General features: G+C 41.8%; 21 protein-coding genes. 11 read left to right on the top strand and 10 right to left on the bottom strand.

What is annotated here, in order from left to right:
• Window positions 1-93 precede the first annotated feature (93 nt).
• Window positions 94-294, top strand: a complete 201-nt coding sequence (locus DYI81_RS04490; RefSeq protein ID WP_117006865.1) for a hypothetical protein — start codon at window positions 94-96, stop codon at window positions 292-294.
• A gap of 23 nt (window positions 295-317) precedes the next feature.
• Here the strand turns inward: DYI81_RS04490 and DYI81_RS04485 are convergent, their stop codons facing one another.
• The 4 genes from DYI81_RS04485 to DYI81_RS04470 all read right to left on the bottom strand — a co-directional run bounded on the left by DYI81_RS04485 (window position 318) and on the right by DYI81_RS04470 (window position 4,379).
• The gene (locus DYI81_RS04485) at window positions 318-899 is read right to left on the bottom strand and encodes a DJ-1/PfpI family protein (protein ID WP_106985370.1); all 582 of its coding nucleotides are present in this window, start codon (window positions 897-899) and stop codon (window positions 318-320) included.
• Window positions 900-1,019: 120 nt separating this feature from the next.
• Complete coding sequence (locus DYI81_RS04480) at window positions 1,020-1,490, bottom strand: hypothetical protein (protein ID WP_117006832.1); 471 nt, start codon at window positions 1,488-1,490, stop codon at window positions 1,020-1,022.
• 36 nt (window positions 1,491-1,526) lie between these two features.
• Complete coding sequence (gene ptsP / locus DYI81_RS04475) at window positions 1,527-3,824, bottom strand: phosphoenolpyruvate--protein phosphotransferase (protein ID WP_106985372.1); 2,298 nt, start codon at window positions 3,822-3,824, stop codon at window positions 1,527-1,529.
• A gap of 75 nt (window positions 3,825-3,899) precedes the next feature.
• Window positions 3,900-4,379, bottom strand: coding sequence for an RNA pyrophosphohydrolase (locus DYI81_RS04470; protein ID WP_106985373.1), 480 nt, complete (start codon window positions 4,377-4,379; stop codon window positions 3,900-3,902).
• A 182-nt stretch (window positions 4,380-4,561) separates the two neighbouring features.
• Between DYI81_RS04470 and DYI81_RS04465 the strand changes: the two genes are divergently transcribed.
• The 4 genes from DYI81_RS04465 (at window position 4,562) to DYI81_RS04450 (ending at window position 6,918) form a co-directional block, all read left to right on the top strand.
• Window positions 4,562-5,212, top strand: a complete 651-nt coding sequence (locus tag DYI81_RS04465) for an HAD family hydrolase (RefSeq protein ID WP_106985374.1) — start codon at window positions 4,562-4,564, stop codon at window positions 5,210-5,212.
• A 142-nt stretch (window positions 5,213-5,354) separates the two neighbouring features.
• Complete coding sequence (locus tag DYI81_RS04460; protein ID WP_117006831.1) at window positions 5,355-5,849, top strand: DUF2628 domain-containing protein; 495 nt, start codon at window positions 5,355-5,357, stop codon at window positions 5,847-5,849.
• A 160-nt stretch (window positions 5,850-6,009) separates the two neighbouring features.
• The gene (locus tag DYI81_RS04455; protein ID WP_106985376.1) at window positions 6,010-6,246 is read left to right on the top strand and encodes a DUF2789 family protein; all 237 of its coding nucleotides are present in this window, start codon (window positions 6,010-6,012) and stop codon (window positions 6,244-6,246) included.
• Window positions 6,247-6,411: 165 nt separating this feature from the next.
• Window positions 6,412-6,918, top strand: a complete 507-nt coding sequence (locus DYI81_RS04450) for a DUF2628 domain-containing protein (protein ID WP_117006830.1) — start codon at window positions 6,412-6,414, stop codon at window positions 6,916-6,918.
• A gap of 97 nt (window positions 6,919-7,015) precedes the next feature.
• On the opposite strand, the gene DYI81_RS04445 is transcribed toward DYI81_RS04450, so the two are convergent.
• Window positions 7,016-7,885 carry a LysR family transcriptional regulator gene (locus DYI81_RS04445; RefSeq protein ID WP_106985378.1) on the bottom strand — a complete coding sequence of 290 codons (870 nt, stop codon included), beginning with the start codon at window positions 7,883-7,885 and terminating at the stop codon, window positions 7,016-7,018.
• A gap of 690 nt (window positions 7,886-8,575) precedes the next feature.
• Window positions 8,576-8,818, bottom strand: coding sequence for a DUF2061 domain-containing protein (locus DYI81_RS04440; RefSeq protein ID WP_106985379.1), 243 nt, complete (start codon window positions 8,816-8,818; stop codon window positions 8,576-8,578).
• A gap of 261 nt (window positions 8,819-9,079) precedes the next feature.
• On the opposite strand from DYI81_RS04440, the gene leuC reads away from it, so the two are divergent.
• From leuC to leuB, 4 genes are all read left to right on the top strand, one after another.
• Window positions 9,080-10,513, top strand: a complete 1,434-nt coding sequence (leuC, locus tag DYI81_RS04435) for a 3-isopropylmalate dehydratase large subunit (protein ID WP_117006829.1) — start codon at window positions 9,080-9,082, stop codon at window positions 10,511-10,513.
• Between the two features lie 24 nt (window positions 10,514-10,537).
• The gene (leuD, locus tag DYI81_RS04430; protein WP_106985381.1) at window positions 10,538-11,188 is read left to right on the top strand and encodes a 3-isopropylmalate dehydratase small subunit; all 651 of its coding nucleotides are present in this window, start codon (window positions 10,538-10,540) and stop codon (window positions 11,186-11,188) included.
• Between the two features lie 95 nt (window positions 11,189-11,283).
• Window positions 11,284-11,844 (top strand): hypothetical protein, encoded by a 561-nt coding sequence (locus DYI81_RS04425; RefSeq protein WP_117006828.1) that lies wholly within the window; start codon window positions 11,284-11,286, stop codon window positions 11,842-11,844.
• Between the two features lie 41 nt (window positions 11,845-11,885).
• Complete coding sequence (leuB, locus tag DYI81_RS04420) at window positions 11,886-12,965, top strand: 3-isopropylmalate dehydrogenase (protein WP_117006864.1); 1,080 nt, start codon at window positions 11,886-11,888, stop codon at window positions 12,963-12,965.
• Window positions 12,966-13,049: 84 nt separating this feature from the next.
• Here leuB and DYI81_RS04415 read toward each other — a convergent pair whose 3' ends face one another.
• Window positions 13,050-13,445, bottom strand: coding sequence for a hypothetical protein (locus tag DYI81_RS04415; protein ID WP_117006827.1), 396 nt, complete (start codon window positions 13,443-13,445; stop codon window positions 13,050-13,052).
• A gap of 242 nt (window positions 13,446-13,687) precedes the next feature.
• Here DYI81_RS04415 and DYI81_RS04410 point away from each other — a divergent pair, with 242 nt between their 5' ends.
• On the top strand, window positions 13,688-14,047 hold the full coding sequence (locus DYI81_RS04410) for a lysozyme inhibitor LprI family protein (protein ID WP_117006826.1): 360 nt from the start codon (window positions 13,688-13,690) through the stop codon (window positions 14,045-14,047).
• Window positions 14,048-14,127: 80 nt separating this feature from the next.
• Here the strand turns inward: DYI81_RS04410 and infA are convergent, their stop codons facing one another.
• The gene (gene infA / locus DYI81_RS04405) at window positions 14,128-14,349 is read right to left on the bottom strand and encodes a translation initiation factor IF-1 (protein ID WP_001284370.1); all 222 of its coding nucleotides are present in this window, start codon (window positions 14,347-14,349) and stop codon (window positions 14,128-14,130) included.
• 230 nt (window positions 14,350-14,579) lie between these two features.
• Between infA and DYI81_RS04400 the strand changes: the two genes are divergently transcribed.
• Complete coding sequence (locus tag DYI81_RS04400) at window positions 14,580-15,587, top strand: AraC family transcriptional regulator (RefSeq protein WP_117006825.1); 1,008 nt, start codon at window positions 14,580-14,582, stop codon at window positions 15,585-15,587.
• Window positions 15,588-15,726: 139 nt separating this feature from the next.
• On the opposite strand, the gene truA is transcribed toward DYI81_RS04400, so the two are convergent.
• Both truA and DYI81_RS04390 read right to left on the bottom strand, forming a co-directional pair.
• Entirely contained in the window at window positions 15,727-16,524 is a 798-nt protein-coding gene (truA, locus tag DYI81_RS04395) for a tRNA pseudouridine(38-40) synthase TruA (protein WP_117006824.1), read from the bottom strand.
• 23 nt (window positions 16,525-16,547) lie between these two features.
• The gene (locus DYI81_RS04390) at window positions 16,548-17,507 is read right to left on the bottom strand and encodes an asparaginase domain-containing protein (protein WP_171356306.1); all 960 of its coding nucleotides are present in this window, start codon (window positions 17,505-17,507) and stop codon (window positions 16,548-16,550) included.
• Window positions 17,508-17,547 lie beyond the last annotated feature (40 nt).

Here is a 17,547-nt window from a genome sequence, read left to right as displayed (position 1 = left end):
AGGCATTTAAAATAAGGCTTGAAATTTGCCAAAAATTGCCCAATATATGCACTACAGCACGAGGGTGCTACATAGGCAAAAAGGTGAATGCAAATGGCAAAGAAAAAAGTCCTGCCCGAAGTTGAAGTTCGCAACTTTGTGGCAAAACACATGAACGATTTTAACAAAAGCCAAACTTTTGTAGATCGAAAGAAAAATGCCAAACGTGGCTATGCAAAGCACAAAAAAGGGGGATATTCGAATGATTATCTCCCTTTTTATTTCAGTGTATTTTCTAAATTATCACTCTGCTGAATTCTTCCGCTTGAATATCTGCATTAAACAAATGCTGCATCATATTCCATACGTTTCGCTGTTTGCTTCGCAATCTCTAAGCCATGCAATTTGGCCACAATATAAAGCGATGCATTGATCCCCGAAGAAATCCCCGCAGCAGTAATGATTTTGCCTTCATCAACATATTTCACATCGCTGAGTACTTCAATGTGCGGATAATCTTGCGTGAGACGTGCAATGTCCATCCAGTGTGTTGTGGCTTTTAAACCATTTAGCAAACCAGCTTCTGCCAAAATAAATGCACCTGTACAAATCGAAAAAGTCAGTTGAGCCTGTGCATGACGCTGCAGTAGCCATTGTCTGAGTGGCACGTTATACATTTCGACAGTTTCGGCCCCAAGTCCACCTGGAATCACAAGAATATCAATATGCGGGGCAGTGTCTAAGGTGTAATGGCTGGTGATTTGCAATCCATTGCGAGCACTAATTTGAGCGTGCTCAGATACAGTAAATACATTAAATAATTTTTTTTGCTCTGCATTGCTACAAATTGAAAAGACTTCAAAAGGGCCTGCAAAATCTAAGACTTCTACTTCATTAAATAACAAGATACCGACATTCATAGTGTCACTTCAGTTGTGTGTGAATGATTGAATAGTATTGATTTTATAGCGTTTTATTTGCTGGTATTGCAAGCAGTAACTGCGTTTAGTTCTGAGTCTATAAGGTTATATACGCTGAATTTAGCGTGGGCGTTGCTCGGAAAATAAATCATCAAAGATTTTATGGAGTTGTTTGCTTAAGGTTGGCGCTGTCGGGGATGTTGAGTGACTATGCTCTTGGGCAGATTGAGCCACTTTTTCTAACTGCTGTTTAAGCTGATCAAAGAAAGAAGGGGGATGGCCTGTGCCAGTCGAGTACGCTTTATTTAACTGGGCTGCAATCACTGAAGGATCATCCTTACCTAGGCGTCGGCATTGGGTTGCTGATATTTCAATGCCGTGTAAAGGAGGCATGCGTGGGCGTTCAATCGTCTGACGCGAGTATGTGGTAGGGCTTAGTGATGATGTTTCTGTTTTGATCGGTTTTTGGCGTAGCACCTGTTGGGGTGCACGTTCCTCGAGCTCCGTGTTCGCGCGCTGATTTTGGCGTGGTTTGATTTGGTTAAAATAAAACACCACACCTGCAAAAACTAAAAACAGAATAAAATCCATAGGCACCTGCCATGAAAAATAAGCTGAGCCCGTGAATTAAAGGCTCACAATACGTGTAGAGGCTTTGACCATGTCACCTAGGCCATGCGTTCTAAAATAATATTCCATCCAACTTTTCACCATCAGTGGATTATTCATTTTTAATACATGCTCAAGTAACGCTTGTGCATCGGTCATTGGCACATGGCAAATGGCTTTACGCACCCGCAAAATATTACTTGAACTCATCGACAGGGTATTAAAGCCCATCGCCATCAATAATACGGCCGAAATAGGATCGCCAGCCATTTCACCGCAAATGCTCACAGGTTTATCGTATTTATGGCACTCTTGCACCAAGCGGGTGAGGGCTTTTAATACGGCAGGGTGTAAGTGCGAATAGACATTGGCTACGCGTGGGTTATTTCGGTCTACCGCCAATAAATATTGAGTTAAGTCGTTGGAACCCACCGAGAAAAAGTCAACCAAATGTGCAAATTCTTCAATTTGTAACAGCACACTTGGTACTTCCACCATAATACCAATTTTCGGTTTGGTGATTTTCACCTGTTCTTCTTCTTGAACAGCTTGCCAGTCACGGTCTAGTAAATAGAGTGCTTCTTCAACTTCACTGACACTGGTCACCATAGGCAGTAAAATGTGCAAGTTATTCAGGCCAATACTGGCTTTGAGCATGGCGCGAATTTGTGAAGAGAAAATCTCAGGGTGATCGAGGGTAAAGCGAATACCGCGCCAGCCCAATGCTGAGTTTTCTTCTTCAATGGAGAAATAAGGTAAATCTTTGTCTGCACCAATATCGAGGGTACGCATCACCACAGGTTTATTGGCAAAGTGGCTCAATTGCTGACGGTAAATGGTGCGTTGTTCTTCTTCGCCAGGGAAGCGGTCACGGAGCATAAACGGAATTTCAGAGCGATAAAGCCCTACACCTTTAGCACCACGCTGTACACCACGGACCACGTCAATCATCAGACCAGTATTCACAAATAAACGTACCGCTACACCATCAGGGGTAATCGCATCTTTGGTTTCATACTGCTTGAGATCTTTGGCGATCTGTTCTTCTTCTTTTTGAATTTCTTTATAACGTGTACGCAGACGACGTGGTGGATTAATGAATACACGGCCCTGATGCGCATCCACAATCATCTCGACATCATCAAGTGTATTGATGGGTAATTCAGTCACACCGACTACGGTTGGAATGCCTAAGGCACGCGCCACAATGACCATGTGTGAGTTCATGGCACCTTCGGTGGTGACAATGGCTGCAATTTTATCGACAGGTAATTCCACTAAAGCGGCTGTCGAAATTTCATCACCAATTAAAATGCTTTCATCGGTAATCTCACGGTGACTGGCATCGGCTTCTTGTAAAAAAGCCAAAATGCGTCGGCCCAAATCTTTTAAATCAGAGACCCGTTCACGTAAGTAATCATCTTCCATTTGCGCAAACAGCGCAATGTGCTTATCAATCACATTACGTACTGCACCTTGCGCCCAGTTCCCGTCACGGATTTCATCTTTAATTTCTGCAGGGAGGGCATTTTCATCCAACATGCGCAGGAACACGCTAAATAGCGCACGCTCTTCGGCCATCAGCGCGTCTTGCATTTTGTCATCTAGAGACTGAATTTCCTGACGCACTGAATCAATGGCATGATCGAGGAGTTCGAGTTCTTCACTGATGTCATCAGCTTCGCGGTCAGGCACAGAAGCTAAATCCGCAGGTGGATATAGAATGACTGCACGACCAAGTGCAATACCGCCAGAACCTGAAATCCCTTGGAAGGTTTTGTAGGCAGGCAAGTTGCTCGGTTTACGGAATACGTCAATATTGCCCACAGCATGTGCATGCGCAATGACGCCAGAGAGCTGTGCACAGAGCGTCACGAGGAAAGATTCAGCTGCTTCAGAAAAGTCCTGAGATTCTTTATTTTGAACCACCAGTACACCCATTACTTTTCGGCGGTACATGACAGGTACGCCTAAGAATGAGTTATAGATTTCTTCGCCAGTTTCTGGAAGGTATAAAAAGCGCTCGTGCTTTGGCGCATTGTCTAAGTTGACAATTTCTTCACGCTGACCCACCAGCCCAACCAAACCCTCATTGGTGTCGAGTGAAACATGGCCAACTGAGTCAGGATTAAGACCCTTAGAGGCCATGAGTAGGTAACGATGATTACGCTCATCGAGCAAATAAATAGAGCAGACATCGACATGCATGGCTTCAGCAACCTGCTTGACCATAATATCTAAAGATTCATGCAAACTGGTTGACGCATTAATCTCTTGGACGATGCGTCTGAGGGTATCCAGTTGCATATTCGACATCGGGCCTGCTCCTTTGTTATGACATTTAATTTATATCAATAGTTCTCTGAAAAATCTGCAATGTGTTGCGATTTTTTATATTTTTTGGGGCAACTGATTGCATAGTTCCACCATCGCTTTGCGGTATACATCGCGCTTAAAATTGACCACTTGTCCCAGTGGATACCAATAACTTACCCACTGCCATTGATCAAATTCAGGTGGATCAGACAAATCCAGTTGAATGTTTTTGACAGAAGCCGTCAGCTTCAGCAAAAACCATTTCTGTTTTTGACCAATACATACTGGATCTGAGTCCATGCGTATATAACGGTTTGGCAAACGGTAGCGCAGCCACCCTTTAGTCTGCGCAATAATTTCGACGTGTTCGGGCAATAAGCCTACTTCTTCGCGGAGTTCACGAAAGAGTGCCTCTTCAGGGGTTTCACCATGCTGAATACCTCCTTGCGGAAATTGCCAAGCATTGTGACCAATGCGCTTTGCCCATAAAACCTGTCCAAAATCGTTTGCCAAAATGATCCCGACATTCGGTCGGAAACCTTCTGAGTCGATCATTTGGCTACCTAAATATTGTGTAATTTATATCTTTGCCTTCGGGGATCATGAATTTTTAATCCAGCTCGAAAAAAGCAAAGTGTAAAAATGTTAAAATTGCTATGATCTTAACGAATTTCTATCGACTAGCGGAGATAGATTTACAATTTTTTTCTTAAATTTCAGCTTTTACGAGTATTTTCATGAAATTGGCGCTCTTTGATCTTGATCACACCTTATTAAATACAGATTCTGACCATTCTTGGGGGGAGTTTTTGGTGAATGAGGGCTTGGTAGATCCAATTCATCATCGCGCGATGAATGACAAATTTTATGAAGATTATAAAAAAGGTCAGCTTGATCCGATTGCCTATAACGAATTTGTATTTGAATTTTTAACACAGCATGACAATGCCTATTTAACAGAATTACATCAGTTATTTATGCAAAAAGTGATTCGTCCTCAAATGCGCCCTGAGGGTTTTAAAGCCATTCAAAAACATCAAGAAATGGGTCATCAACTGGTGGGCATTACAGCGACATCTGATTTTATTACTGCGCCTATTTTTCATGAATTTGGCATTCAAGAGGTCATTGCCACCAATGCAGAAGTGAAAGACGGAAAATACACTGGTAAAGTGACCAATATTCCATGTTATCAACAAGGCAAGTTGGCGCGCTTAGATCAATGGCTACAAGGGCGTGATGTGACAGAGTCTTGGGCATATTCAGATTCAATTAACGACCGTTTTTTATTGGAATATGCAGATCATGCAATTGCGGTAAATCCTGATGACCGCCTTGAAGCTTTGGCTAAAGAGCAGGGTTGGGAAATTCAAGATTGGTCAATTTAAAGACCCTCATGCTTTTTTAAAGTGGTGTTGAATACACATCACACGACATCGAAAACCGTCATTTAAGTAAAGCAGTGCCTTCAATACATTGCTTTGCTTGAAGTGGTTTTGCCTACATGGACACATTATCCAATGATCAAGAGTGACTTTTAAATTGACGCATCAGTCTGAAGCCCATACATCGAGTGCAAGCTCTGTTTCTACAGCCACATTGTTTGAAATGTTTGTTGGCCCTCGTGTAAGTGCGTATGTACAAGCACTGCAAAATCCTACATCCTTTAATTGGGGCGGTTTGTTGTTTGGGGCCTATTGGTTGCTTTACCGCAAAATGTACGCACAGTTTTTTTTATTGCTGTCGATATTGTTTTTTCTCGGCATGCTTGGGGCTGTTATTGGGCTTCCGTGGCCAATTTTGTTGGGTATTTCTGTATTGCCACATGTGGTTTATGGCTTTATCGGGTCAGATTTATATGCGCGTTTTGCACAAGAAAAAGTCCATGACTATCAACATCAGCCAAAGTACAGTCCGCAGGTTTTTGCAGAGTCTGGGGGCACATCGTGGAGCCAACCGATTTTATGGTTAGGTATACAAATGGTTGTGGGCTACATGCTAACGACACCTTTTTTACAGTATTGATATGCTAAATGACTGAAGCACATGGCGTATTGAATATGTATGTATTCTCAATCAGTGGGTGACAATAAGCGCAGTTTAAATTGAGTGCTTGGACGTTCCATGTTATATCCTTAATGACAGCATAATTGATATTTTGATTGGGTAAAATAAGGAGAACAAGATGAGTGTACGACCAAGAATGACCCACTTATTTGAACAGTTGGGCTTAGATTCAAGCGAACAAGCGATAGCTTTGTTTATTGCGACCCATCAACTCAATGCGCACACTAAAATTACACAAGCTGATTATTGGAATGAGGGGCAACGTCAATTTTTGGCCGAAAAAATAGCCTCAGATGGTGAGTGGGCCATCATTGTCGATCAGTTAAATGAGTCTTTACATGAGGATTCAGTTTAAGTACTCAGTTGGTATTGGTAAAGTCCCTAAAATTTGTATTTGCCTCTGTCGGGTTTTACTTGTACAGAGGCTTTTTCTTTTGAATAATTTTTACATCACATTGATGATTTGATGTGTGTTGTATAGCAAATGCGATAACTAAAATATAAGAATAAGGACAATGAGATGAATGAAGAAGCCAGTGTTTTACCCCCTCCCTTAAGCCATAGAACGGCACTGAGTTATCACGATGAACAACTCATGCAATGTTTCGTAGGTGAAGAAAAATATCAGCATTATTATCAAAAGGCATTTTCGCAATTAACTGCAACGAAACATGTTGCGGGAATCAATTGGGGCGCATTTGTCTTTGGTGTGATTTGGTTGTTTTATCGCAAAATGTATGGCTATGGTACGCTGGTCGTCGCGTTATTAGTGACGTTAAGCATACTCGAAAATATGTTTAAATTTGAAGCCAAAGGCGTTGGAATAGCGGTGTCGGTGAGCTTAGGTTTAGTCGGAAACAGTCTGTATAAAAAATTTGCCGAACAAAAAATTGCCAAAGTGCGTCGTCAGTTATCAGCCAGTGATTTAAATCAGGCACTTGAGCAAGCGGGTGGTACCAATTTAGGTCTTGCTTGGGTGTTGTTGGCTTTTATCTTTGTTGCTGTCTTTATTGCACATTTTGCATAAAGCCAATGATTCATTCAAACAAACATTAAAAAACGGCCTAGGCCGTTTTTTAATGTGTAAAAGTTTGTTTGCTACATAACTGATGCAATAAGTGGGCTTAAGCCAAATGTTGCTTCATGAGCGACACCAAAGCTTCAGCGGCTTTAGATTGTGTACGGCCAGGATGCCAAACCATGCCCAATTGACGGTGCATGACCAAATCAATATCGAGTTGCTTTAAGTCTTGGTTAATCATGGTTTTTGGAAGTACAGACCAACCTAAACCAATCGATGCCAACATCCGAATAGATTCTAAGGGATTATTACTCATGGTGATTTTAGGTTTAATCCCTTGCTTTTCAAACTCAGCCAATGTGATTTGGGTGGTATAAGTTTGCGCAGCAGGAAGCAAGCTTGGATATTGGATTAAATCTTCAAGGGTTAAATGGCTTTGCTGTGCAAGAGGATGAAATGGCGCAGCCACAAACACCAATGGGTCTTGCCAAATATTGACATATTTTAGACGCTCATCACCTTGTGGAGGTAAGGTTAAAAAGGCCAGTTCTAAATCACCTGCCAGTACTTTTTCATGTGCTTGTTCTGAATCGACAAAATGCACATCTAAAGTCACATCTGGGTAGGCTTGTACATAATTACGTAAATGGTTAGGTAAATGATGTAAGCCAATATGATGACTGGTACCAATTTTGAGCTTGCCCTGAATCTGGCCTTGTTCATGGCTTAATGTATGGTGAATATCTCCCAATTCATTGAGCCAGTTTTTAACTTTAGGTAACAGTGAATGTGCGGCATGCGTTGCTTGTACACCACGACCAGCCGATTCAAACAGCTTTACACCAAAATATTCTTCTAAGCTATGAATTCGCTTGGTCACCGCAGGCTGGGTAATAAACAGTTGATCTGCAGCCAAAGAAATAGAGCCTGTTTCCATGACTTTGACAAAGGCTTCGAATGCAGCAAGATTCATATTAATCACCCATAAAGAAAATTTATGCTTACTTTTATTATTTAGAAAAAATTAGAATAAATCAAAGGAAATGTGTAATTGTTTGCTATAAACTTATCCAATTGGCAAAAATAGAAATGAAATCAATGAATAATCATTTTAGGGTGATCGGTGGATAAATCACGAAAATACAGAGGCTCGAGCAAGGTGTAGTGACATGGTCAATTCGACGTGATTATGTACAGAAAGTTGCGACCAAACACCACCCAATCCCTATTCAGGGAAAATTGTTGAAGCATTGCTGAACATTGAGAACATCAGTTGTGGTGATGAACGAATAATTTATTTGTCAAATGAAGCATCTATAGGGAATGCTTCATGCATTGCTTTAAGAAAAAATCACTTGTTATATTTTAACCCAAATTTACATGTCAAAAGTCAAACGCTAGCAGGATATGCGGACGTAAATAGATGGCATTGGATGACTGGATTCGTGGTTTAAAAAATATCGGACCTTTGTGTATCAAGTAGAAGAAGATTTAAGATATTTACTCTTAGTCTTATCTTAGGTTTAGCAAAAGCACTAAATTGGTTTGATACAAAATATTGTTTCGAAAACAAATTCGCAGTAGTCGATTTAAATCGTTTTCAATAGAAAAACCACCCGTAGGTGGTCGTGAACAACATCAAGCAAAGTGATTTGCAATCACACTAGACTTGGGCGCTCGCTTCCTGATTGTCAACAGCGGATTTTTTATCCCAAATACGCTCATGGAAGAAATATGCAACTGCTTGAACTGTAGGTTCAACTAAACTTAAAGTAATGGCCATCCATAAGCTACCTGTCACAACATAACCGACAATCATGGCAACGGTAATGTGCATGATGTAATAGCTTAAGGTCTTTTTAAACATACGTTGATTGTTTTCTACAAATTGTTGAATATTCGCCATGATGATGTTCCTTTAAAAAGTGTGTTCGCTTGGTATATGCAAATAATACTGATTCTCATTTACTTTGTAAAAGTGATTTTTTGATATTTTTCGATCGGAAAATTAGATTTATTTTTGAGCGATTTTAAGCGTGAAATTAGCGAATAAAACAATTCCAAAAAGTTTACAAACTAATAAAAATGATAAATTAGATTTATGTGATTACGTGGTTATAATCGAAGTTAATGAAAGAATTTACCCAGTCCAGTGGAGCAAATCGACATGGCAGGCGAAACCCAAAAAGCAAAAACATTGTATGACAAATTGTGGGATGACCATCTAGTAAAACAACGAGATGATGGCTCTTCATTACTGTATATCGACCGTCATTTATTGCATGAAGTAACCTCTCCACAGGCATTTGAAGGTTTGCAACTTGCAGGTCGTCAGCCTTGGCGTTTAAGTGCAAATATTGCGACACCTGACCACAACGTACCGACTTCTACTAAGGAACGTGCTGAAGGTATTGCGGGTATCGAAGATGATACTTCACGTATCCAAGTACAAACTTTGGATGACAACTGTAAAACTTTTAATGTTGCGCAGTTTGACATCAATGACGTACGTCAAGGTATTGCTCACGTGGTTGGTCCTGAACAAGGTTTGACTTTACCGGGCATGACAGTTGTTTGCGGTGACTCGCATACTGCGACACATGGCGCATTTGGCTGCTTGGCGCACGGTATTGGTACATCGGAAGTTGAACATGTATTGGCAACCCAATGTTTAGTTCAAAAGAAAATGAAAAACATGTTGGTGCGTGTTGACGGTAAATTAGGTCAAGGCGTAACACCAAAAGATGTGGTTTTAGCCATCATTGGTAAAATTGGTACTGCGGGCGGTACAGGTCACGCAATTGAATTTGGCGGTCAAGTTTTCCGTGATATGTCGATTGAAGGCCGTATGACTGTATGCAACATGGCAATCGAAGGCGGTGCGCGTGTTGGTATGGTCGCTGTCGATGAAAAAACCATTGAGTATGTAAAAGACCGTCCTTATGCACCGAAAGGCGAGCAGTGGGATGCAGCAGTAGAATATTGGAATACTTTGGTCTCTGATGAAGGCGCACACTTCGATACAGTGGTTGTATTGCAAGGTGAAGAGATTGAGCCGCAAGTATCTTGGGGAACTTCTCCTGAGATGGTGATTCCTGTCTCTCAAGCTGTTCCAACTTTAGATCAAGCTAAAGATGACGTGCAGCGTAATGACTGGACACGCGCTTATAGCTATATGGGTTTAAATGCAGGTCAGGCATTGGCTGATATTCAATTAGACCGCGTATTTATCGGTTCTTGTACTAACTCACGTATTGAAGATATCCGTGCGGCCGCTGAAGTTGCCAAAGGCAAAAAAGTTGCGGGCACAATCAAACAAGCGATGGTTGTTCCGGGTTCAGGTTTGGTAAAAGCGCAAGCGGAAGCTGAAGGCTTGGATAAAATCTTAATCGAAGCTGGCTTTGAATGGCGTGAACCAGGCTGTTCAATGTGCTTGGCAATGAATGCAGATAAATTGCAGCCAGGTGAACATTGTGCATCAACCTCAAACCGTAATTTTGAAGGTCGTCAAGGTAATGGCGGTCGTACCCACTTGGTGAGTCCAGCAATGGCGGCAGCAGCTGCAATCGCGGGTCACTTTGTTGACGTACGTTCGTTCTAATTTGGGCTAATAGGAGCAAACAGCATGAAAAAATATACCGTTGAACAAGGTATCGTTGCACCCTTAGACCGTGCCAATGTCGATACAGATTTAATCATTCCAAAACAGTTTTTAAAATCGATTAAGCGTACTGGCTTTGGTGCAAACTTATTTGATGAATTGCGCTATTTAGACGAAGGTTATTTAGGTCAAGACATTTCAAAACGACCGATTAACCCAGATTTCGAATTGAACAAAGCACGCTACCAAGGTGCAAGCATATTAATTTCACGTGCGAACTTTGGTTGTGGCTCGAGCCGTGAGCATGCGCCTTGGGCATTGGAAGAGTATGGTTTCCGTACGGTGATTGCACCAAGCTATGCAGATATTTTCTTTAATAACAGCTTTAAAAATGGCATGTTGCCAGTGATCTTGTCTGAAGAGATTGTCGATCAGTTATTTAAAGAATGTGCTGCATCGGAAGGCTATCAGTTAACGATTGATTTAGAAGCGCAAGAAGTACGTACGCCAAATGGCGAAAGCTTTAAATTTGAAGTTGATCCGTTCCGTAAGCATTGCTTATTGAATGGTTTGGATGATATTGGCTTAACTTTACAAGCTGCTGATGATATCAAAGCTTATGAAGCTAAAACCAAAGCATCACGCCCTTGGGTATTTGCAGACGTAAAAGCTTAACAATTGAAGTGACGAATGCATAGTCACCATGCCGAACTCTTGCTAATATCTAGGCATAACAATATACAAATGTCAGATTTATACTGGGTTCAGACATGGAAAAGTTACTCACACACATGGCAGTAGGGCTCACGATAATTGGATCGTTGAGCGCTTGCCAAAGCGTTCAGGTAATACAGGTTCAAAATATAAAAGAATCTGCAAGTACGCAAAATAATGCACATATTTATTGTGCAGGTACAGAAAGCTGTCAGTTTGAGCGTTTAGATCAGACCTTCATTATGAAAGAGCATAATGAACTTGAGCGTGAAGCAATCAAGGCGGGTATTGTGCGTATACAGGGAAAATCGTTGAAAGAGCCGAATGCGCTTTATCTTTCTGTGACCCCTGTACAGCATGAAGTAGTTGTTCGGTTTTACCCGATATCGCCTGACAAAGCTGAGCGTTTACACGTGATTCATGCGTTTAAACCCAAAGCGAATTATACCTTAACGATGTACCGTGATCGAACCAAACACAAAGCGAGCTTGTTAGAGGCCTCCGCGCCAGATCCTTTGTGTGTAGATTTGAAAATGGAACAGAAAACTATTCGACGTTTTTGCAAACCCTACAATGTCCTGACGGGGCTTGGTGAGTTTGTAGAGAAAAAATTGTAATCAATTGCCACGTATAATTGGCACATAAAATGGAAAAACTCATGTCAAAACATATCTTGATTTTACCGGGTGACGGCATTGGTCCTGAAATTGTAAAAGCTGCAGAACAAGTGCTTACCCGAGTGAATGAAAAATTCAATTTAGGTTTGACTTGGGAAGAAGGTCTATTAGGTGGTGCGGCAATTGATGCGCATGGTTCACCTTACCCAGAAGTGACATCTGAACAAGCCAAAAAAGCAGATGCTTTACTGCTTGGTGCGGTAGGTGGTCCTAAATGGGATACGATTGAACGTTCAATTCGTCCTGAGCGCGGTTTATTAAAACTACGTAGCGAACTTAACCTTTTTGCAAACTTGCGCCCAGCGATCTTGTATCCGCAATTGGCGGATGCTTCAAGCCTGAAGCCTGAAATCGTAGCTGGCTTGGACATTCTAATTGTTCGCGAATTAACTGGCGGTATCTACTTTGGTCAGCCACGCGGTATCCGTGAATTAGAAAATGGTGAGAAGCAAGGTTTCAACACTGATATATATGCAGAGTCTGAAATCAAGCGCATTGCAAAAGTAGCCTTTGAATTGGCTGGCTTACGTGGTGGTAAAGTATGTTCTGTAGATAAAGCCAACGTACTTGAAGTGACTGAACTTTGGAAACAAACAGTGACTGCATTGAAAGAAGAGCAGTATCCAGAAATTAACTTGTCACACATGTATGTAGACAATGCAGCAATGCAATTGGTACGTGCACCAAAACAATTTGACGTGATTGTAACCTCTAACTTATTCGGCGACATCTTGTCTGATGAGGCTGCGATGTTAACGGGTTCTATCGGCATGTTGCCATCTGCATCTTTGGATGAAAACGGCAAAGGTATGTACGAGCCTTGCCACGGTTCTGCACCAGACATCGCTGGTCAAAACCTTGCAAACCCATTGGCAACTATTTTGTCTGTAGCCATGTTACTTCGTTATACATTCCGTGAAGAAGCTGCAGCAAAAGCCATTGAAGATGCAGTAGGCTCGGTATTGGATCAAGGCTTACGTACAGCAGATATCATGTCTGAAGGCATGAATAAAGTGGGTACAGTAGAAATGGGTCAAGCAGTTGTAGCTGCATTGAACTAAGTTCTATTGATCTTAAAAAACCGAGTCTACAGACTCGGTTTTTTTATGGACATCATTGGGGGTGAGTAGGGCGTTTAATACCAATTAACAGGTACGTCCGCTGAGTTGTACCGCAGTCGCAATTTGGTTTTGCAGTTGAAAACGAATTTCGCATTGAAGACTTGCATCATAGCTTTGTGTTGGAATAGGCACTGCAGTCCCGGCACCTGCACCTAAGGCAGGATTCTGTGCCATTGGAATAGGAATGCTAATCGGCCGAATCACGGTATAACTTAATGTATTTTGCTGTACGAATGGGGCAGTGGCATTTTGATAGCCAAGTTTGGCTAAGTCTAAATGGCTTTGAATATAGCTGCTACTTTGACCCACAAATTGTGCTAAGTATTTTTCTCGCTCAGTCGCATTCATCACAGGGGTACTGGCACAGCCAAAAAGCACAGAGGCAAGCGCACATTGGCCTAAGGTCATTTTAAAATTCATAAGCATATCTCATGCTGACTAATTGCAAACCAGTGTATGGAGTTGAACACAATAACTATGTAGTGATTTGATAAACGGTTAATTTGAATGAGTCACGATGCTTGAAGTGGAATGAAGATACAATTTTTTTCTTACGCCGTATTGTGGGCATGTTTTAAAATGAATAGGCATCTTACAAGCGATTTAAAAATGGCGTGTAGGTGAATTCCATAAGATAAAAACAATGATTTTGGATGAATAAAATGAAAAAGATCTTATTGCTTGGCGTATTGCTTCTGACCAGCTATGCCAATGCAGACAATTGCGACAGTGCGCGTAATACCTACGATGATATCTATTGCACCAATAAAGTCTATGCCAGTGCCGATGCTGAATTAAATAAGAATTATCAGGCTTTGCGGGCTAAGTTATCAGACAAGCAAAAAACTACGCTAAAGCGTTCTCAACTGCAATGGATTCGTGAGCGTGATGCAAACTGTACGACGGATACAGGCGTCAATGTGAATTGCCGTCTAGAAACCACACAGGAGCGTAATCATTGGTTGTTAGAGCGCTTACGTGAATGCAAGACTATTGGCTGTAAAAGCAGTGCTTTGAACTAAGTCTGCTTGATATACGGGTTATTCTATCGATTGCATAAAAAAAGCCACATGTAATGTGGCTTTTTCTGCTTCGCTAAAACTTATCGTGCACGATAAGTGATACGACCCTTAGTCAAATCATAAGGTGTCATTTCTACTTTAACACTGTCGCCAGTCAAAATACGAATATAGTGTTTACGCATTTTACCAGAGATGTGAGCAATCACTTCATGACCGTTTTCTAAACGTACACGGAACATAGTATTAGGAAGCGTCTCGGTGACAACGCCTTCGAACTCGATGAGTTCCTCTTTATTGGCCATAGCCTACCTGAATGAATAAATTAGCAAGGCGCAAATTATAGTCAATTTTTTTGCATAAAACAAGATGAAACGGCCGTCAGAATAATCAGATGCAAGTAAAATAAGCGAACAGTGCGGTTAAACTTTTTCAACAAAAATGTTTGTAGAATAGTTGTCAGTTTGGTCAATCACAGTTAATCTAAAATTAAGCATTTGAGTATAAATGAAGTACATACAAGGAAGGTTCTTGAGTGGGTCAGCTAACTGATGCATCCGTAGTATTGCGGTTGGGCTACCAAGCGATTCGTCGTGCGGGTTTGCCGACGGAAGATATTTTAACCAAAGCTGGTGTTGCACTGAAGCAGGTTGAAGCCAATGATCGTACACCTTTAAGTGCGCAGTACGCGTTTTGGGTGGCAGCTGAAGAAGTCAGCAAAGATCCAGATATTGGTTTACATCTGGGTGAACACCTTCCTTTGTACCGCGGGCAGGTGATTGAGCACCTGTTTATTTCATCAGAAAATTTTGGTGAAGGTCTCAAGCGTGCATTGGCCTATCAGCGCTTAATTAGTGATGCTTTTCATGCCAAACTGGTCATAGAGGATGATCGTTGCTATTTAACCAATGGTCATCAGCCTTGGGCAGAAAATATCGTTAATCGTCATTTTTCTGAATGTGCGATGTCGGGTGTATTGCGCTTTTTTAAGTTTATTACTGAAGGGCGTTTCCAGCCCATTTATATCGACTTTAATTTTAGTCAGGGCGCGCCGGATGATGAATATTTCCGTGTTTATGAATGCCCAGTGAGCTTAGGGCAAAAAGAAACACGATTATATTTTGACCCTGCTATTTTAGATTATCAACTGTGGCAAGCTGAACCTGAGCTTTTACAGTTACATGAACAACTTGCGATCGAAAAACTGCAAGAACTTGCGCGCTATGATTTGGTAGGTGAGGTACGTCGTGCTATTGGTTCAACCTTAGAAAGCGGTGAAACAACCTTAGAAACCGTGGCTGCACAGCTAAATATTACGCCACGTCGTTTACGTACCCAGCTTTCAGAGGCCAATACTAGCTTTCAGCAGATTTTGTCGGATTACCGTTGTCGTTTAGCGAAAAAACTCTTGGCCAATACCAATGAAAGTGTTGAGCGAATTGTGTACTTAACCGGCTTTTCGGAGCCAAGTACCTTTTACCGCGCATTTAAGCGTTGGACTAACGAAACCCCAGTGGAATATCGTAAGCGTAAGCAACGTTAAATCTTAAAAACAACGCATGAAATCCCTCCTGAATGGAGGGATTTTTTATATGGTGTACCCACTCAATAAACTCGTGCAAATGGATTTTTGGACAGCATTTTTTACTTCTTTTAAGGGCAGAACCAGTAAAAAGTACATATTATTCAGGCATGTTGAGCCAATGTGGGCCAAGTGGCGCTGTAGGAAGCTGAAACTGCTCAGGATAATCTGCATGAATGAAATACAAACCGTCGGGCGGTGCAGTCACGCCTGCCGCTGAACGATCTTCGGCAGCAAAAATTGTATCGATATGATCGATGCCATACATGCCTTGGCCCACTTCTAACAAACAGCCCATAATGTTACGGACCATGTGGTGTAAGAAGCCATCCGCTTGAATGTCTAAGACCAAATAGCATCCATGTTGAATTAAACGACAGTGACTGACGGTACGAACTGGCTGATTTGATTGGCAGGCAGCAGCACGAAAACTTTCAAAATTATGCGTGCCTTCAAACTTGCTGGCAGCCAGGATCATGCTGGCAACATCTAGTGGTGCATGTATGTGGGTGACTTGCTTATGTAGTAAAGCAGGACGTACAGGATGGTTATAGACGACATAGCGATAGCGGCGTGCTTGTGCTTTAAATCGGGCATGGAAGTCCATGTCCATTTCTTGCACCCATTGAATTGAAATGTCTTTGGGAAGTTGGCTGTTACAGCCACGAATCCAGCCATGAATGCTACGTACTGCATGGGTATCAAAATGGGCAACCATATTGGTGGCATGTACACCTGCATCCGTACGTCCTGCACCATGCAGTGCGATTGGCTCATTTGCGACTGTGCTGAGTACTTTTTCAATGGTTTCTTGGAGGCTAATCACACCTGCCTGTTGAGTTTGCCAGCCACGATATTGTGAACCATTAAACTCAATTCCCACTGCAAAACGCTGCATACTCACCTCAGTCTATATCAATGTTACCAATGGGCATGCCATTGTTCTATGGCGTCGTATTGTAAATACATTTGTAAGACTTTTGCATATAGATCTGCATGGCCGGCACAATTGCTGACAAGAATCTGGGCATCTTGCACCCACTGGCTGACTGCATAGCGTTGATCGATTGCTCCAAATGGAACTTGGGTGGTCAGAATGACAGCACAGCCTTGTTGTTGGATGTACTTTATTTGCGCCACGACTTGATCATTGACGGCAATATTTCCTGTACCAAAACCTTGCAGAATCAACACATGAGGGGGCTGAGCAGACAGTGCTTTTAAGTTGTATTCCAGCTGTGCGACGCCAACGGGTTGTAGCATTAAACTAATGCAATTGAATGCACGAGCTTTTTCAATATGGGCTGTCTGTACAATCAGTGCATCTGTGGGTACGGTATTGACAGCTAGTCCGCTGAGTTGTCCACTAAAGGCATCGAGCTCTGTAGTATGTGTTTTAAGGGCTGTGGAAGCATGAATGAGCTTGTGATGAAATGCTAAATAAACCCCAGTTTCAACTTGTAAGACCTGATCTAAAGCAAAATTTAGATTAGAAATTGCATCGGTAAATTCGCGCGTATCCGTTCCATGTACGTTCAGTAAAGGATATTGGCTACCTGTCAAAATAACATGTGCAGATTGGGCAATAAATCGTGCCAAGACTGCACTCGCATAGCTGAGGGTGTCTGTACCATGAATAATCACGAAATGCTGATAATGCTGTAACTGTAAGCTTTGAATCTGTTGGATCAGTAACAGCCAATAAGGTGCGGTACATGCACTGCTATCACGGATGACTGGTGCAACAAAACAATCGATATGTACATGTAAGGGCAGAACATGTTGTAGTTGGGGAATAAATTCCGCTGCAGGCATTGGGCTGAGCGGTTCACCGACACAACCAAAAGTACCACCCATATAGATTAAGGCTATTTTTTTCATCATAAAAAAAGCAGTCATGGAGACTGCTTTAGTTTAAATC

The organism is Acinetobacter sp. SWAC5 (assembly GCF_003419885.1).
In the GTDB taxonomy this organism is placed as follows: domain Bacteria; phylum Pseudomonadota; class Gammaproteobacteria; order Pseudomonadales; family Moraxellaceae; genus Acinetobacter; species Acinetobacter cumulans.
The sequence above is the reverse complement of the archived record's forward strand: the minus strand, read 5'-3'. Positions and strand labels throughout refer to the sequence as shown.

Excerpts from the sequence above, each read along its gene's own strand:
- DYI81_RS04490 (WP_117006865.1), top strand. The coding sequence starts at position 94 with ATGGCAAAGAAAAAAGTCCTGCCCGAAGTTGAAGTTCGCAACTTTGTG.
- DYI81_RS04485 (WP_106985370.1), bottom strand. The coding sequence starts at position 899 with ATGAATGTCGGTATCTTGTTATTTAATGAAGTAGAAGTCTTAGATTTT.
- DYI81_RS04480 (WP_117006832.1), bottom strand. The coding sequence starts at position 1,490 with ATGGATTTTATTCTGTTTTTAGTTTTTGCAGGTGTGGTGTTTTATTTT.
- ptsP (WP_106985372.1), bottom strand. The coding sequence starts at position 3,824 with ATGTCGAATATGCAACTGGATACCCTCAGACGCATCGTCCAAGAGATT.
- DYI81_RS04470 (WP_106985373.1), bottom strand. The coding sequence starts at position 4,379 with ATGATCGACTCAGAAGGTTTCCGACCGAATGTCGGGATCATTTTGGCA.
- DYI81_RS04465 (WP_106985374.1), top strand. The coding sequence starts at position 4,562 with ATGAAATTGGCGCTCTTTGATCTTGATCACACCTTATTAAATACAGAT.
- DYI81_RS04455 (WP_106985376.1), top strand. The coding sequence starts at position 6,010 with ATGAGTGTACGACCAAGAATGACCCACTTATTTGAACAGTTGGGCTTA.
- DYI81_RS04450 (WP_117006830.1), top strand. The coding sequence starts at position 6,412 with ATGAATGAAGAAGCCAGTGTTTTACCCCCTCCCTTAAGCCATAGAACG.
- DYI81_RS04445 (WP_106985378.1), bottom strand. The coding sequence starts at position 7,885 with ATGAATCTTGCTGCATTCGAAGCCTTTGTCAAAGTCATGGAAACAGGC.
- DYI81_RS04440 (WP_106985379.1), bottom strand. The coding sequence starts at position 8,818 with ATGGCGAATATTCAACAATTTGTAGAAAACAATCAACGTATGTTTAAA.
- leuC (WP_117006829.1), top strand. The coding sequence starts at position 9,080 with ATGGCAGGCGAAACCCAAAAAGCAAAAACATTGTATGACAAATTGTGG.
- leuD (WP_106985381.1), top strand. The coding sequence starts at position 10,538 with ATGAAAAAATATACCGTTGAACAAGGTATCGTTGCACCCTTAGACCGT.
- DYI81_RS04425 (WP_117006828.1), top strand. The coding sequence starts at position 11,284 with ATGGAAAAGTTACTCACACACATGGCAGTAGGGCTCACGATAATTGGA.
- leuB (WP_117006864.1), top strand. The coding sequence starts at position 11,886 with ATGTCAAAACATATCTTGATTTTACCGGGTGACGGCATTGGTCCTGAA.
- DYI81_RS04415 (WP_117006827.1), bottom strand. The coding sequence starts at position 13,445 with ATGAATTTTAAAATGACCTTAGGCCAATGTGCGCTTGCCTCTGTGCTT.
- DYI81_RS04410 (WP_117006826.1), top strand. The coding sequence starts at position 13,688 with ATGAAAAAGATCTTATTGCTTGGCGTATTGCTTCTGACCAGCTATGCC.
- infA (WP_001284370.1), bottom strand. The coding sequence starts at position 14,349 with ATGGCCAATAAAGAGGAACTCATCGAGTTCGAAGGCGTTGTCACCGAG.
- truA (WP_117006824.1), bottom strand. The coding sequence starts at position 16,524 with ATGCAGCGTTTTGCAGTGGGAATTGAGTTTAATGGTTCACAATATCGT.
- DYI81_RS04390 (WP_171356306.1), bottom strand. The coding sequence starts at position 17,507 with ATGAAAAAAATAGCCTTAATCTATATGGGTGGTACTTTTGGTTGTGTC.